At 71.3% G+C, this 15,433-nt stretch carries 16 protein-coding genes; all 16 read left to right on the forward strand.

Going from position 1 to position 15,433, the window contains the following annotated elements:
- The first annotated feature begins 123 nt into the window (after window positions 1-123).
- The 16 genes from VR894_RS18830 (at window position 124) to VR894_RS18905 (ending at window position 15,360) form a co-directional block, all read left to right on the forward strand.
- On the forward strand, window positions 124-531 hold the full coding sequence (locus tag VR894_RS18830) for a TadE family protein (protein ID WP_324654045.1): 408 nt from the start codon (window positions 124-126) through the stop codon (window positions 529-531).
- On the forward strand, window positions 528-974 hold the full coding sequence (locus VR894_RS18835; protein WP_324654046.1) for a TadE/TadG family type IV pilus assembly protein: 447 nt from the start codon (window positions 528-530) through the stop codon (window positions 972-974). Before VR894_RS18830 ends, VR894_RS18835 begins: the two co-directional genes overlap by 4 nt.
- Window positions 971-1,426, forward strand: a complete 456-nt coding sequence (locus VR894_RS18840) for a TadE/TadG family type IV pilus assembly protein (RefSeq protein WP_324654048.1) — start codon at window positions 971-973, stop codon at window positions 1,424-1,426. The genes VR894_RS18835 and VR894_RS18840 overlap by 4 nt, the downstream gene beginning before the upstream one ends.
- On the forward strand, window positions 1,423-4,611 hold the full coding sequence (locus tag VR894_RS18845; protein WP_324654050.1) for a LysM peptidoglycan-binding domain-containing protein: 3,189 nt from the start codon (window positions 1,423-1,425) through the stop codon (window positions 4,609-4,611). Before VR894_RS18840 ends, VR894_RS18845 begins: the two co-directional genes overlap by 4 nt.
- 181 nt (window positions 4,612-4,792) lie before the next feature.
- Window positions 4,793-5,065, forward strand: a complete 273-nt coding sequence (locus tag VR894_RS18850; RefSeq protein WP_324654052.1) for a hypothetical protein — start codon at window positions 4,793-4,795, stop codon at window positions 5,063-5,065.
- On the forward strand, window positions 5,062-6,387 hold the full coding sequence (locus VR894_RS18855) for a hypothetical protein (protein ID WP_324654053.1): 1,326 nt from the start codon (window positions 5,062-5,064) through the stop codon (window positions 6,385-6,387). Before VR894_RS18850 ends, VR894_RS18855 begins: the two co-directional genes overlap by 4 nt.
- A gap of 57 nt (window positions 6,388-6,444) precedes the next feature.
- Entirely contained in the window at window positions 6,445-6,699 is a 255-nt protein-coding gene (locus tag VR894_RS18860; RefSeq protein ID WP_324654055.1) for a helix-turn-helix domain-containing protein, read from the forward strand.
- Between the two features lie 312 nt (window positions 6,700-7,011).
- On the forward strand, window positions 7,012-7,926 hold the full coding sequence (locus VR894_RS18865) for a bifunctional DNA primase/polymerase (RefSeq protein ID WP_324654071.1): 915 nt from the start codon (window positions 7,012-7,014) through the stop codon (window positions 7,924-7,926).
- A gap of 376 nt (window positions 7,927-8,302) precedes the next feature.
- Window positions 8,303-9,130, forward strand: coding sequence for a hypothetical protein (locus VR894_RS18870; RefSeq protein ID WP_324654057.1), 828 nt, complete (start codon window positions 8,303-8,305; stop codon window positions 9,128-9,130).
- Window positions 9,123-10,106 carry a ParB N-terminal domain-containing protein gene (locus tag VR894_RS18875; RefSeq protein ID WP_324654059.1) on the forward strand — a complete coding sequence of 328 codons (984 nt, stop codon included), beginning with the start codon at window positions 9,123-9,125 and terminating at the stop codon, window positions 10,104-10,106. Before VR894_RS18870 ends, VR894_RS18875 begins: the two co-directional genes overlap by 8 nt.
- A gap of 11 nt (window positions 10,107-10,117) precedes the next feature.
- Window positions 10,118-10,813: a hypothetical protein gene (locus tag VR894_RS18880; protein ID WP_324654061.1), complete on the forward strand. Its 696-nt coding sequence runs from the start codon at window positions 10,118-10,120 to the stop codon at window positions 10,811-10,813.
- A 14-nt stretch (window positions 10,814-10,827) separates the two neighbouring features.
- Window positions 10,828-12,003 carry a M23 family metallopeptidase gene (locus tag VR894_RS18885; protein ID WP_324654063.1) on the forward strand — a complete coding sequence of 392 codons (1,176 nt, stop codon included), beginning with the start codon at window positions 10,828-10,830 and terminating at the stop codon, window positions 12,001-12,003.
- The gene (locus tag VR894_RS18890) at window positions 12,000-12,269 is read left to right on the forward strand and encodes a DUF6112 family protein (RefSeq protein ID WP_324654064.1); all 270 of its coding nucleotides are present in this window, start codon (window positions 12,000-12,002) and stop codon (window positions 12,267-12,269) included. The genes VR894_RS18885 and VR894_RS18890 overlap by 4 nt, the downstream gene beginning before the upstream one ends.
- A gap of 43 nt (window positions 12,270-12,312) precedes the next feature.
- Window positions 12,313-12,615, forward strand: a complete 303-nt coding sequence (locus VR894_RS18895) for a DUF6112 family protein (RefSeq protein WP_324654065.1) — start codon at window positions 12,313-12,315, stop codon at window positions 12,613-12,615.
- Window position 12,616: 1 nt separating this feature from the next.
- On the forward strand, window positions 12,617-13,909 hold the full coding sequence (locus VR894_RS18900) for a conjugal transfer protein TrbL (protein WP_324654067.1): 1,293 nt from the start codon (window positions 12,617-12,619) through the stop codon (window positions 13,907-13,909).
- Complete coding sequence (locus tag VR894_RS18905) at window positions 13,906-15,360, forward strand: SCO6880 family protein (protein ID WP_324654069.1); 1,455 nt, start codon at window positions 13,906-13,908, stop codon at window positions 15,358-15,360. Before VR894_RS18900 ends, VR894_RS18905 begins: the two co-directional genes overlap by 4 nt.
- The last annotated feature ends 73 nt before the right edge of the window (window positions 15,361-15,433 follow it).

Raw genomic sequence — 15,433 nt, forward strand, 5'->3', positions numbered from 1 at the left:
CGAGCGGGGGTCGGTCACCATCGAGCACGTCCTGTGGGCGGTCGCGGTCATCGCGATCGTCGCCATCGTCGTCGCGGCGATCACGAACTACGTCACGACGCAGTCCGGGCAGATCTCATCCCCATGACACCCGTACGCCCGGCCACCGGCCGGCACCGTCGTCTGGGCGAGCGTGGCTCAGTATCGATCGAGCTGGTGGTCCTGCTGCCCGCCCTGTTCGCGATCGTCCTGCTCGGCGTCCAGGGCGCGCTCTACTACCACGCCCACACCGTGGCCATCGCCGCGGCCCAGGAAGGCGCCCGCGCGGCCGGGGCGAAGGACTCCACGGCCGGCGCTGGCATCGCCGCCGCGACGGACTTCGTCACCGACATCGGCCGGCACGCGATCACCGACGTCTCGGTCGGCGGGGAGCGCGGGGACACGGTCGCCCGCGTGACCGTGACCGGTACCAGCATCTCCATCCTGCCCGGCTTCGCCCCGCAGATCACCGCGCGGGCCGAAGCACCCGTGGAGAAGGCGACGGCACCATGAACCGGCTCCGCAGGGTCCTGTACCAGGACGGTGAACGCGGCTCGGCGTCGCTCGAGGCGGCGATCGTCGTCCCGGCGTTCATCCTCTTCGTCGGTCTGCTTATCTACGCCGGCCGCACCGCGGTCGCCCTCCAGGGCGTGGAGTCTGTCGCCTACGACGCCGCCCGGTCCGCGTCCATCGCCCGCACCCACCCCGAGGCACAAGAGCGGGCCGCGAGGACGGTCGACTACGCGCTCGTGGCGCAAGGGCTGCGGTGCGCGAGCTACGACATCGACCTCGACACCTCCGGCCTGGACAAGCCGGTCGGTGTACCTGGCACGGTCACCGCGACCGTCTCCTGCACGATCGACCTGGCAGACCTCACGGTGCCCGGCGTGCCGGGCCAGCGCACGGTTTCGGCGACCATGTCCTCCGTTGTCGACGCCTACCGGGCGGCGCCATGAACCAGGTGCGGCGGGCGGTGTGCGGGTGGCTGGCGGCAGCCGGGCGTGAGGAGCGTGGCTCGATCTCGGTGTGGGCGGCGACGTCGGCGATCGTCATGATGATCTGCGTCGGGATCGCCCTGGACCTCGGCGCCCAGGTCCACGCCCAGCAGCACGCACGCGGCGTCGCCGCGCAAGCCGCTCGCGTCGGTGGCCAACAGCTCGACGCCGCCGCCATCACCGGCGCCTACCCCTCCCTGGCCGTCGGGCACGCGCGCGTTGCCGCGCAGGCCTACCTCGACGCCTCCGGCGTGGAGGGGACGGTGACCGTCACCGGCGGTGACACCGTGCACGTGTCCGTCACCGACACCTACGACCCGCGCTTCCTCGGGATTGTCGGGATCTCGAACCTGACCGTCACCGGGGAGGCCACCGCCCAGGTGATTCGCACGTTGGGAGAGCGGGAACAATGACGTCCCTCCAGGAACGACTGCTCGGGCTGCTCGCCACTCTCACCCTGGTCACCTTCGCCGCCGGGTTCCCCGCACTGCTGACGCTCATCGGTCTGAGCCCCGCCGGCATCGCCGCCCACCCCGTGTGGGCACGGCCGCTGGACGCCGCGGACTGGAACGTCGTCTGGGTCGGACTAGGCATCATGGGCTGGGGCGTATGGGCCGTCCTGGTCTACTGCCTGCTCATCGAGCTGATCGCCGCGGTCCGCAACGTCCACGCGCCCGACCTGCCCGGGCTGTCCCTGCCACAGCACACGGCACGCACCCTGATCGCGTGGGCCGCACTGCTCTTCGCCACCGCGTCAGCGCCGGCACCCTTCGCCGCCGCGGCCACCGGCTCGGAAGTGCCGGCCATCGCTGCCGCGGCCCCGCTGCGCTCCGACACGATCACCCCGCCGGCCGCCGCGACGTCCGCGACCATCACCCATACCGGGTCCGTCGCCGCACCCACCCACGCCCCGGCACCACCGCGCATCGCGCCGACGGGCACAACGCTTTACACCGTGGTCCGAGGAGACACGCTGTGGAAGATCGCCGAGGCGATGCTCGGCGACCCGCTGCGCTGGGCAGAGATCGCTGCCCTCAACAAGGACGTCCTGGGTGATGAGCCCGACTTCATCACCCCAGGCATGCAACTCTTCCTGCCCGGCGACGCGCGCACGACGACGCCGGTCGAGGCCTCCGCGGGCACCGTCGTCGTCGAGCCCGGTGACACGCTCTCCCAGATCGCGCTCGACGAGCTCGGCGACGCCGACCGCTACCCGGAGATCTTCGAAGCGTCCAACGACATGATGCAGCCCGACGGCGCTCGGCTGACGGACCCCGACCTCATCCGACCTGGCTGGGAGCTGACCCTGCCCGGCAGCACCCAGACCGATGAGGCCGACGCCGATGCCATGACCGGGACACCACCCTCGGCCGCGACCGAACCACCTGAACCCCCGCCCTCCACGCCGGCGCACAGCGCTCCGCCGCCGACGCAAAAAACCCAGCCGTCCACACCTGCTCCCACTGTCTCGCCACTCGCCCCGGCGCCCACGACGCCGAGCCAGCCGCTCCCCCAGGCACCGTCGCCCGCTCAAGACGTGACACCCGAATCCATGAACGGATGGCTGCTGCCCGCCCTGACCGGGGCGGGCGCCGTGCTCGCGGGCGTCCTGCATCTCGTCCTGCGCGCGAACCGTCGCGCACAGCTCCGGTTCCGCACCCCGGGCATGCTCATCGCGCCCGAGCCGGGCGAAGTCGCCCCGATCGACCGGACGACCCGGATCGTCGGCGGTCCGACCGCGCCCCGGCTGCAGGCACTCGACCAGCTGCTCCGCTGCCTGGCCTCAGCCTTCGTCGACCCCTCCCGGTACCCGCCGCTGCTCGCCGTCGAGCTCACCGCCGACACCGCGACACTGCACCTGGCCGCGGACGTCACGCTCCCCGAACCGTGGACCGGCGGGGGCACGCGCTGGACCGCCCAGATCAACGCGGAAGTACCAGAAACGGACTCCCTGGCGCCCTACCCCATGCTGGTCTCCGTTGGAGCCGACGACGCGGGCACCGTCTGGCTGCTCAACCTCGAACGGTTCGGCGTCCTGAACGTCCTTGGCACGCCCGCAGACACCCAGCGGCTGGGTCGGCACGTCGCCGCCGAGCTCGCCCTGTCCCCCTGGTCGACGCTCGTCCAGGTCCACACACTCGGGTTCGGCCAGGAACTGGCCGACCTCGACGAGTTCCGCCTCATGCCCTACCCCACAGGCGGCACCAGCGCGCTGGAAGCCATCACGCGATCAGCGCGCGAGTCACACTCCTATGACCCGGAGGAGCTGCATGTCGTCGTCATCGCCGCCGGTGCCGACCCCGCCCAGGACACGGCCCAGCTCACCGCGGCGATCCACGCGCACGAGACGCGGCCAGGCGTCGCCGTTGTCACCCTCGCCGGCGCCCCCTCTCAGTCCGTCACCGTGCTCGAGGTCGACGGCGGTCGCCTGCGGGTACCCGCCCTCGGGATCAACCTCCGCGCGCCCGGGCTCACGCAGGCCGAGGCCACGTCCATCGCCGAGATCGTGCGCGTCACCCGCAGGCGCACGAACGTGCCCGCACCCATCGACGACTCGCTCACCCAGGGGTACGGGGCTTTTATCACCGCGACCGGAGCGCTACGCGAGCCGCTGGTCGATGACCGGCCAGCTCCCGACCAACCCAGCGGACCGACATCGCTGCTCCCCGAGCCGGCCACGGCATACACCGAGGCCGCCGCAACAACTGAAGACGACGTCGCCGCCCTCGCCCCACCCGTCCCGACGAGGACGACCGAAGCCGTGCTCGCCGCCGACCCGACACTGGATGAGGACCTCAAGCTGTGGCGAATGGGAGACAAGTGCCCCGTGCCGCGCGTCATGCTCCTGGGCAAGCTCCGCGCCACCTCGCACGGCGTCAGCCAGGAGGTCTCCGAGCGCAAGCACCACTACATCGAGCTGCTGACCTACCTGTGGTCACACCCGCACGGTGTCACCCCAGCGACCCTGGCCGATGAGTTCGGATACACACGCGAACGCGCCCGCGTCGAGATCAGCCACCTGCGCAAATACCTCGGCACCGACCCGCGCACCGGCGAGAGCTACCTGCCCACCGCCCCAGGCACCCGGGAGCGCACCGAGAACGGCTGGACCGGATACACGCTGCGCGGCGTACTGTTCGACGCCGACCTCTTCCGCCGCCTGCGGGTCCGCGGCCAGGCACGCGGCGCGCACGGACTGCCTGACCTCGTCGCCGCATTGCACCTGGTGCGCGGCGAGCCCTTCGCGGACCTGCGCGCCGACTCGTGGACGTGGATGTTCGAGGGCGAACGCCTCGACCAGGAGTTCGCCGCCGCAATCATCGACGTCGCCCACCTCGTCGCCACCCGCTCCATGACGGAAGGCGACCTGCCAACCGCCCGCCGCGCCGCCGAGATCGCCCTCAGCGCCTCCCCCTACGACGAGATCTCCCGCCTCGACCTCGCCAAAGTCGCCGAACTCGAAGGCAACCACGCCGAAGCCGCACAAATCAGGGGTGAAGGCGTCTTCAAGCGCACCGACGACTACCGGCCCCCGCTCGACCCCGCGGAACGAACGCAGAAGATCACCGCAGCGCCAAGACGCGCGGGCAACCGATAGGAGGGAGCACCGTGATTCGCACTCGGCAGCTTCGCCGCCACAGGCTCGGATCGGCTGGGCCGGCGACGCTGAGGACCAGCAGCAGGGATGTCCACAGCGATTCGGCATTGCCCAGTACCAACGCCGGAGCGGGAGCGGGACCGGCATGAACGCGTTCCAGACCCGGCCTCAGAGTGAGGAGATGGCCACTGCGCGTCGGCTTCTCAAGCGCCGCGCCAGTCACGGCGAAGAACTCGACCTGCGCGAGGGCCTCAGGGCCAACGCAGCCTTCTGGACCGTCGAGGGGCTCCACCCGCCCTACCCCCCGGTCGGGGACGTCAGTGACCTGCCGCTACCGACCCTGCAAGAGATCCGTGCCGCGCTGATCGCGGCCGCCGAGGCGGCGAGCGACGTCCACGAGGCCAGCCTGATCGGTCAGGCGGCCGCCGAGCTTAACGGGGACGGGCTGGCATGACCTACCGCCAGCACAGCACCGCCCTGGCCTGGCACCTGGCCACGCTCGTCACCACCAGCTCCTCACGCCGGCTCGACGCGCCCACCCTCGGCGTCGCTCTCCTGGCCCGCCACGAAAGCCTCCGCCTTGTGCAAGAGGCCACAACCGTGGCGACCGGACGAACTCCACCCGCGCGGGACCTGCTCGCCTCGACAGCCGCCCGCACGTCGCTGGAAGACGTGGTCCGAGACCCCGTGCGTGCCTTCGAGCGGACCATCCTCACCTACCCCACCATCAAGCCCAGCGTCGTCTACACGGCCATCGACCCCGCACGTCTCGATGAGACCGGTCACACCTGGCGCCTCGCCGCTCGCGCCGCGATCCTGGCCCGCCACGATCTGGCGGGCGAGGCGAGCACCTACGCCGGCGACCACCGGTGGGGCCTGCTGGCAGACGCCGCGGCGCTCACGCCACTGCTTCAACGGCTCGACTACCAGCTGCTGGACTCCGCCTGCCTGCTCGATCCCGACGCCGGTCCCACCGTCAAGGCCTTGTCCGCGGCCCGGTACAGCCCCGCTTCGCTCCTCGCGAACGAGGTCGACGCACTCGCTCACGCAGGCCAGCTGCCCAACCTGCCGATCCTTGCGCTGCCGCCCACCTCAACCCGGCCCATCCAGGTCGACTCCCCCACCACCCTGCTCGAGGCCCAGCGACGTCTCCCCGCCCAGCTGCGCGCGACCGACATCGCCCCCGCCGTCATCGCACACACCGCCACCGGCCAGGCCTACCTGCTCGACGTCGCCGCCGGCAATCTCGAGGCACACCACTTCGCTGCCGACGCCGCGCGCACCGCCCGCCAGATCGGCGCTGAGCTCGCCGCGCGGGTCCGCCCCGAGCCGCGCGACGTCGTCGCGCTCGTGCCCGGAGACGCCAGCGCCGTCATGCAGACGCGGGCGATGACCATCTACCTCGGCACCGACCGGAGCGTCGGCGGCGCCGACCTGGTGGCGCTGCGCGGCCTGATCCAGCACGCCCCCACGGTGATCGACGCGCTTTCTCGCGCCGCCGACCGGCAACTGCTCTCCGGGCGCTGGCTGACCTCGGCCGAAGGCCCCGAGCTGCGCTGGGCGCCCTACGGGGTCATGGACGACCCGCCGCGAATTGTCGCCGCGCTGCGAGCTGTGCGCGAACAGTTCCCCGCCGCACAAGCCGCCGCCCGACCCCGGCTCGACTCCGCCCGCGCGGTGCTGGCGACCATGCGGGCCCGCGCCCACGACACCCGCCCCGAATCCCCTGCCATCGCCGTCCGTCGGGCGCGGCACCACGGCCCCACCATCACATGATCCACATATGAGCCGTGGTACTCCCCCGTCACCGATAGGCCCGCTACCGTGATGTTCGTGCCCTACCCGTCGCGCCCGATCCTCGATCCGCTCGCGCCGTTCAAGTACGACCTCAAGAACGGGTACAACCGGTTCCAGCGCGACCGCTTCGACGCCTTCGTGGCCCAGCAGTACACCGCTGGCCTATCTCTGCGCCAGGTCGCCGAGCTCACCGGTCGCACGCAGGCCGCCGTGCGCAGCAGCCTCGACCGATCCGGCATCCCCCGTCGAGGCCGAGGCGCACCACGCCTCTCGCAAACGCCGAAGCACTAGGACCTGCCCCCAGGCGGCAACTTCCAGTTGGCTGCAACTCGCGGGACCGGTCACTCGTGTGACTCCAGGAACGGCTCACCCTCGTCTGGTGCCCTCGGCGACAGCTTGATACGTCGCTGGTGGCCGGGCACACCGTTCGCCGGACGTCGCCGTCGGCGCCCCAGCACCGGTGCAATGTGATCCCTCTCCCCGTACGCACGCTGACCTGCGCCGATGCCCTCGCTCACGGTGCGTACGGGGTGCGTACGGGGTGCGTACGGGGTCGTGTACCCCGTACGTTTTCGGTAACGCACCGGCGTCACCGTGGGGCGCATGGACCGCGCTACCCAATCCGCGCCCCGGGCGCCGGCGACAATCGTCATTGCATCCTCGGTGCCATCGCTCGAGCTCGCGGCGCTCGCGTACGCACAGGCGGGTGTACCGGTCCTCCCGTGCCGTCCCAACGGGAAGGCACCGTTGACGCAGCGCGGGTTCCACGACGCGTCGCGCGATTCACGGCAGGTGCGTGCGTGGTGGCAGCGGTGGCCGGAGGCGAATATCGGGCTGCCGACCGGCGCGCCTTCGGGGGTCGACGTCGTGGATATCGACATGCGCGACGGCGACAGCGGATTCGCCGGCTTCGAGCGAGCCCGGAAAGCGGGCCTCGTTGCGTCATGGGCATGCCTCGTGCGAACGCCCTCAGGCGGGATCCACGCCTACTACCCACACGGACCCGAGCAGCGGTCCTGGGCATTGCCGACGGCGCACGTCGACTTCCGCGGTGACGGCGGGTACGTCATCACCCCACCGTCGCGTGTGCGCACCGCGTCGGGCGTCCTGTGCGAGTACGACCTGCTGGTCGTCGCCCACCGCGTCCCGGCCCCGGTCGATGCCACCGCCCTTCGCAAGCTGCTCGCGCCACCCCGGCCTGAGCGCCCGCTCCAGGCCGTCCCGGGTGCGGGCGCAGCACCGGAGCGGCTGGCCGCGTGGGTGGCAACCCGGCCCGAGGGCGGCCGCAACGGCGCACTGTTCTGGGCAGCGTGCCGGATGGTCGAGGACGGCTTCGATCACGCCTCGGTGCTCGGACTGCTCGGTGAGGCCGCCAGCTCAGCCGGGCTGGGCGAACGGGAGGTGGCCGCCACGATCCGCTCGGCGTTCCGCCGGACCGGTCGAGAGGACCCGGATGGCTGGCGCCGCCTGAGTGCCCATGCAGTGTCTCGACCAAACAGAGAGGCGATGTCCCGATGAACGCGCACGACGACATGCAGCATGACCACCCCCATCCCGCGCGTCCGCTTCCGGGCGTGCCGCCCCGACACTCGGAGATCGCCATTCACGGTGACCCGTCCCGCTCTGGCGTGCGCGGCCACGGCTTCGCCCCGGCCCCTGGCGATGTTGAGACCGCATCACCAACGGCGGGCGAGCGGGAGGTGACATGGGTGCTGCCGTCGGACCTGCCGAAGGTCTTCTTGGCCCCCGTGCTGGGCAAAGCTGTCGAACGCACACTGACCGCCCAGTCGAACCTCACACGGCCGGCGGTCCGTGCCCCGGCCGTCGCGGCGCGGGCGACGGCGCGACAAGTGCGTGCGCGCCGGGCGGCGTCCCGAGTGAAGGGCCTGGGCCGATGACCGCGCCGCCCCGTTTCATGCACGCGAGCGGTCTGCGGCGCATCCTCATCGAACTGCACCGCTGCCCCGATGGGTGGAGCGGGCCGGAGGCACAGGAGCTGCTCGGCTACTGCGCGGAGCGATACCGCGCCCTGGCACGCAAGTACGGGCAGAGCGGCGAGGACGCAGCTACGGCTGCATATGAGGCACTCACTGCCCCCGCGACCCGGTGGGCGCGAGACCCGTGGGGAGTGGTGACCACGGCCGTGCAGCGAACGTTGCAGGCCGAGCACCGCGCGCACGGCCTGCTGTGCGGGGCAGAGCGCGCACGGCACCTCATGCACGCCCCGGTCCACGACGTGACGCGGTTCGCCGACAACCTGCTCCTTGAGCAACACCCCGCCTTCCAGGTCGCCAGCATCGAGGACGAGGACACCACAGTGACCAGCGACATGACGGCGGGGTTCGTGCCGACAGGCGAGGCGCTCGCCGATGCTGTGCGGATCTTCATCGCGTGCGGGTGGCCGGCGGACGTCGCCCGCGGCGCCCTGGACCTGATCTGTTCGCGTCTCATGGAGGCCGGGCAGCGCCGTCGGGCGTTCGAGTACCTGCGCCGGCACCCGGAGGGATGGGGGCACCTGGACCTGAGCCAGGAGCAGTGGACCCGGGTGCTGACCGTTGTGCTCGGTGCGCCGCATCCCGACCTCGCCGCCACCGACCTTGGCCGCGGACTGCTGTGGCGACTGCTCGTCGGCCAGCGTCGCGAGGAGATCTCCTCCGACCAGGCCGTGACCACGGCCCTGGCCACCTCCGCGCCGTTGTGCTTAGGGGCGGGTCATGCCTGAGTCGAAGGAGTACCTCGCTGCGGAGCGGCTGGTCGACTCGATCACCGTCGGTATCCGGCACCGGTCCGACCTGGGTGACCTGGGTCCGCTGATGATGTCCATTGACAAGATTGGGCTGTTGCAGCCGATTACCGTCACCCCGGACGGGGTCCTCGTGTGCGGTCGCCGCCGGCTGGAAGCCATCACCAGGCTCGGCTGGCGGAGCGTGAAGGTGTGGGTCCGGGCCGGGATCTCCGACACCCTCTCCGGACTCCTGGCCCAGCAGGACGAGAACGTGCTGCACAAGCCGCTGACCCCGACCGAGGCCGCCGGGCTGTACCGCGAACTGAAGGCCGTGCTCGCCGAGGACGCCCGCCGCCGTCAGGAGACGTCGCGATTCGGCGGCACCGGTGATCGTGGGGAAGAGAGCGGTGGTGATGACTCATCACCACCGCGCAGTGACGCCTCACGCACCCGTTTCCGGGCAGCCCAGATGGTGACCGGCACCCCATCGTTCCAACGGATGGAACGTATCGGGAAGATCCAGGAGGTCGTGGACGACGAGTCCTACCCGCTGGAGGTCCGGCGCCTCGCCGAGGCCGAGCTGGACAAGATCAACGACGGCGCCCCGGTGGCACCCTCCTACGAGGCCGTCTGCGCGGCCCTCGCGACTCCGTTGGGACCACGCACACCGTCCGACGACCCCGGGGTCGACGTCGAGCCGACACCGGAGGAGGCGGCAGCCCGCCCCAAGGGCGACCGCCCGCGCCGCATCAAGCTGCTCTCGGCGCACCGCACCCCGGCCCAACCGGTCAAGCGCTCCGTCCGGGCCTTGGTCATGACCTGGGCCGACCTGGACGGCTGGACCGGTCACTACGACCCGGACGACGTCGCGGCCAAGCTCACCGAGGCCGAGTGGGCGATGGTCGAGCGGGTCATGGCCGAGTCCACCACCTTCTTCGACGCGGTGCGCGCCAGCCGCACAGGCGCGGCGTGAGGAGGCCCGTCATGCTCCCCCTTCCGGCGCCCACCACCTACCGGCGCCGCATGGTGCGCATCGCGCTCGGCACCCTGGTGCTCCTGGCCGTGGCCGTGGCCGCGGTCACCGGCTACGGACTGCTCACCACCCGCCACACAAAGCCCGTCGAGCCGCGCGCCACGGCGGCGTCAAGCACGCCGGACCCGGTGGCCACGGCCACGCCCGCGGCGCTCGCGCCTCCCGGCTTGCCGCCGATAATCGCGACCGCCAACCCGGTGACCTTTGCCACCGCCGTGTCCCGCGCACTGTTCGACTGGGACACGACCGGCCGGCACACCCTTGCCGACCACAAGGGCCGGCTCCTCGTCGTCGCCGACCCCAGCGGCGTCGAGTCGCCGGGACTGGTCGCCGACCTCGGCGCCTACCTGCCCACGGTGCAGACGTGGGACTTCCTGGCCAAGTACGAGACCCGGCAGTGGATCCAGGTCACGGACACCCGGGTGCCGGGTCAGTGGCAAGACGCCGTCACCGCCGCTGGGGACGGGCTCACTCCGGGGACGACGGCGGTGACGGTGACCGGGGTGCGGCACCGGGTCGGGACATGGGAAGGGCATGAAGTCGCCGAGCGGTTCGACGTAGCGTTCACCGCTTTCATCGTGTGCGGACCGACCTACCCCCAGTGCTACCTGCTGCGCCTGTCCCGGCTCGATGAGCCGCTGCGATGAGGAGGGGCGGATCGATGAAGCGTCTGCTCCTGCTCGGTGCGGTGATCGCGGTCCTCGCCGTCCCGCTTGGCGTGTTGCCACTGCTCGCCCCCACCATGACCCCCGGCACCGCAGCCTCATGCCTTGAGGCCGGCCGCGTCGTGCATGTTCCGCAAGAGCTCGCCGCGACCACCCGCGACGGAACAGGGGTGAAGCTGAACCACACTCAGCTCACGCACGCCGCCACGATCATCACGACCGGCGCCGGGATCGACGGCGTCGGCCGCGATGGCCTGGTTGTGGCGCTCATGGCCGGGCTGACCGAGTCGCGCCTGCTCATGTACGCGAACACCGACGCCTACCCGGACTCGGCGCACTACCCCCACGACGCGGACGGCTCCGACCACGACTCCCTGGGCATCTTCCAAATGCGCCCAGCCGCCGGGTGGGGCACCGTCGCCGAGCTCATGGACCCCACCTACCAGGCGCGAGCGTTCTTCGGCGGCCCCACCGGACCCAACGCCGGCTCGCCGCGCGGGCTGCTCGACATCGCCGACTGGGCCCCCCTGCCCAAGGGCGCCGCCGCCCAAGCGGTGGAAGTCTCCGCCCACCCGGACCGGTACGCCACGTGGGAACCGGTCGCCGAGACGATCCTCAACGCCCTCACCGGGCCCGCCAGCTCCGCACCGGGGACGTCGGCGCCAACTGTCGGCAGCACGCTCCCGACGGCGACCACGACCGTCTTCCCGCTACCCGCCGGGACATGGACGCGCACCAGCAGCTACGGGATGCGCCTGAACCCGGTGCTGCAGATCTGGCAGGTACACACCGGCGTCGACCTGGCCGCACCGACCGGCACCCCGGTGCTCGCCACGGCCGCCGGTCAGGTCGCGTTCGCCGGCTACCGCACCGGCCGAGGGAACCAGATCGTCCTGGAGCACCTGGTCGGCGGGCAGCTCATGGGATCGTCCTACGGGCACCTGCGCGACGGCGGGATCCACGTCGCTACCGGTGACCTCGTCGCCGCCGGACAGCAGATAGGCGAGGTCGGCTCGACCGGCAACTCCACCGGCCCGCACCTGCACTTCGAGATCCGTCCCGGCGGCACCAACAACACCGGCGTCGACCCGGACGGCTGGCTTGCCTCAGCCGCCGAGATCACCTCGGCGAACGTCGCCCCACCTGGACCGTGCCCGGCGGTGACCCCGTGACCGCCGTCGTGCCCAACTTCGACGCCGTCGCCGCATCGGGCGAGCTCGCCAGGGTCATCGGCGCGCTCCTGACGATCACGCTCGTCATCGCCGTCGGTGCGCTGGTGGTCTGCGCGGTCACGTGGGCGCTGACCGCCTCCACGGGCCACTGGCACACCGCGATGCGTGCCCGCACCGGCGTGTGGGTCACCCTTGCCGCCGCGGTCCTCGCCGGGGGCGCCCTCGCCTGGACGAACTACCTCCTCGGCGTCGGCGCCACCTTGTGAGACCCGCGCGTCAGCCAGCCCACCAACAGAACGGAGAACTGCCATGGACCTCAACGACATCGGCGTCATCCTGGCGCAGATCGACATCAATCCGAACACCGACGGCCTGCCCGGCATCACGCAGCTACGCACCATCGTCGGTGCCGTCATGACCGTCGGTCTGATCCTCGCCGTCCTCGCGCTGATCGTCTCGGCGATCGTGTGGGCGATGGGCGCCAACTCGGCCAACCCGCACCTCGCCGGCCGCGGAAAGAGTGGCGTGCTCATCGCCCTGGGCGCCGCAATCCTGTGCGGCGGTGCGGTCACCCTCGTGAACTTCTTCTGGGACGTCGGGCAGGCGGTGTGACATGGGCGTGTGCGGCCTGCCCGTCGCGGTCTGCGGCACGGTCGGCGGGGCAGCTGCCTCCGCAATCATCAGCCCGTTCCAGATGCTCGCCGACGCCACCGTCGCCGCCGCGGCGTGGACCATCGACATGATGTGGCAGGCGTTCGAGACCACGACGTTCGTCGACATCACCAGCGGCCAGTTCACCGCCATTTACAACATCGTCTTCGGCGTCGCGGTCTTCGTGATGCTGATCTTCTTCCTCCTCCAACTCATCGGCGCCACGATCCGCCGCGAACCGGCCGCCCTGTCCCGCGCCGTCGTCGGGCTCGGCAAGGGCATCCTCGGCGCGTTCGTCGCGCTCGGTCTGCTGGCCACGGCGCTCGAGATCACCGACCGCCTGTGTCTGGGGCTGATGAGCTCCGCCGGGACCAACGTCGAGGAGATGGGCGGGCGCATCTCCGCGCTCACCGCGGGCCTCGCACTCTCGGGTGCGGGTGGGCCGGTCATGCCAGTCCTGGTCGTCATCGCCCTGGCCGGGCTGCTGATCGCGTCGTCGTTCATCGTGTGGATCTCACTGCTGGTGCGCAAGTCCCTCCTGCTGGTCGCGGTCGTGCTCGCGCCCATCGCGTTCGCCGGTGCCACGTGGGATGCCACCCGCGGGTGGGCGGCTCGGTGGGGAGGGTTCGTGCTGGCGCTGATCGTCTCCAAGTTCGTCGTCGTGGTGGTATTCCTGCTTGCCACCGCCCAGGTCGCAGCCCCGATATCAGCCGACCTCCAGTCCCTTGCCGACCCATTGGCCGGGGTCGTGCTGATGATGGTCGCCGGGTTCGCGCCCTACCTGACGTACAAGTTCATCTCCTTCATGGGCTTTGACATGTACCACGCCATGTCCGCCGAGCAGGAGACCAAGCGCGCCCTGGACCGCCCCACCCCCGTCCCGCACCGCGCCGCGCCCCGCCGGGCCCCGGCCAAGGTCCTTGACGACCAGCCACCCCCAGGCGGGCGCACCGGCGGCACGTCGGCCTCCCCTGGCGGCAGCGGTCCTCCAAGCGCTCCCCCAGCGGGTCCCATGCCCGCCGCCCGGGGCGGTCCGGGATCCTCGAGCGGCGCTACCGGCGCCAGGGCTAGCGCTTCTGGTGGTGCGGGCGCTTCCGGTGGCGGTGCGACGGGCGGCGCCGGTGCTGGGGCAGGAGGCGTGGCGGCTGGCGCCGTCGTCGTCGCGGAGGCAGCCAAGGCCGGCCCGAGGGCCGGGCGATCCGTCGCAGGCCACGTGACTGATTACGACGCGGTCGCTCAAGGAGAACAGCCATGACGACACCTCGTGATGACTCCGGGCTCCGGCCGGTCACGTTCTCCCGCCTGTCCACGCGCGGGGTGCTGCTCGGCCTCTCAACCGCGCAGCTGGCAGTGGTGGCCGTGGCGGCAGCAACCTTCGTCGCGACGCTCTACCTCGGCGGGGATGCGCTGCTCTATGCGGTCCCCGTCGTCGGAGTGTGCGCGGGCCTCGTCTGGGTCAAGGTCGCCGGGCGCCCGCTCGTGGAATGGTTGCCGCTCCTCGCCCGGTGGCAGCAGCGCGCAGCGACCGGCCAGCTCGACTACCGGGCCCGCATCGGCAAGCCTCGCCCCGCCGGGACGCTCGCACTCCCGGGCGACGCTGCCCGGATGCGGCAGTGGATCGACGCCGAGACCGGCAGCGTCTACGTGCACGACCCGCACGCCGCCACCCTCACCGCCGTGCTCGAGGTCTCACACCCGGCGTTTATCCTGCTCGACCCCGCCGAGCAGAACCGGCGCACCACCGGCTGGTCCCGGGTGCTCGCCACCGCCTGCCGATCCGGCCGGCTCGGTTGCCTGCAGGTCCTCGAACGCACCCTGCCCGACTCGGGCAAGGGCCTCAGTGAGTGGTGGACCACCCACGGCCACAACGACGGCTCCTTCGCCGCGACCACCTACGCCGACCTCATCGATCGCGCCGGCCCCGCCGGGGAACGGCACGCCACCACGATCTCGATCGCGCTCGACCTCACCGCGGCCGCCCGCGCGATCCGGGCCGCCGGAGGTGGCACGCGCGGGGCCGTCGCCGTCCTGCGTCAAGAAGTCGACACGCTCACCACCGCGCTGCGCGCCGCCGACCTCGCACCCTCCGCTCCGCTCGGCCCCGGCGAGCTGGCACTGGTGCTGCGCTCGGCCTACGACCCCGTCGTCGCCGCGGCCCTCGAACGCCACGGAGCTCTCGGTCGGGACTTGGCCACCGCCGGCCCCGTCTCCGTCACCGAAACCTGGGGAAACCTGCGCTCGGACTCCGCGCACCACGCCGTGCTGTGGATCTCCGAATGGCCCCGCTCCCTGGTCTATCCCGACTTCCTTCATCCACTGCTCCTCGCCTCCGGCGTGCGGCGCACCTTCTCTATCCTGTTCACGCCCGTGCGCGCCGACGTCGCCGCACGCGATATCCGCAAGAAGAAGACCGAGCACATCTCCGACGCTGCCCAACGCGCCCGCATGGGCCAGATCGAAGACGCCACCCAGTCGGCCGAATACGCCGATGTCCTCCAACAGGAAACCGACCTCACCGCCGGGCACGGCATCCTGCGCGCCGTGGGCCTCCTCTCCGTCAGCGCTCCCGACCGAGACGAGCTCGAACGCGCCGTCGCCGCCATCGAACAAGCCGCAATCCAGGCGTCATGCGAAACCCGGCGCCTATGGGGTCAACAAGCCCAAGCGTTCACCGCTGCTTCCCTCCCGCTGTGCCGCGCGGTCTAGGAGACTGCTGAAGAAGGCGCTCTTCTGGCTCGCGGTGTGAGTCGGGACGGGCGGGTCGCCGTCAATATGGCCG

The sequence above is a fragment of the Georgenia sp. H159 genome (assembly GCF_035607575.1).
Classification (GTDB): Bacteria; Actinomycetota; Actinomycetes; order Actinomycetales; family Actinomycetaceae; genus Oceanitalea.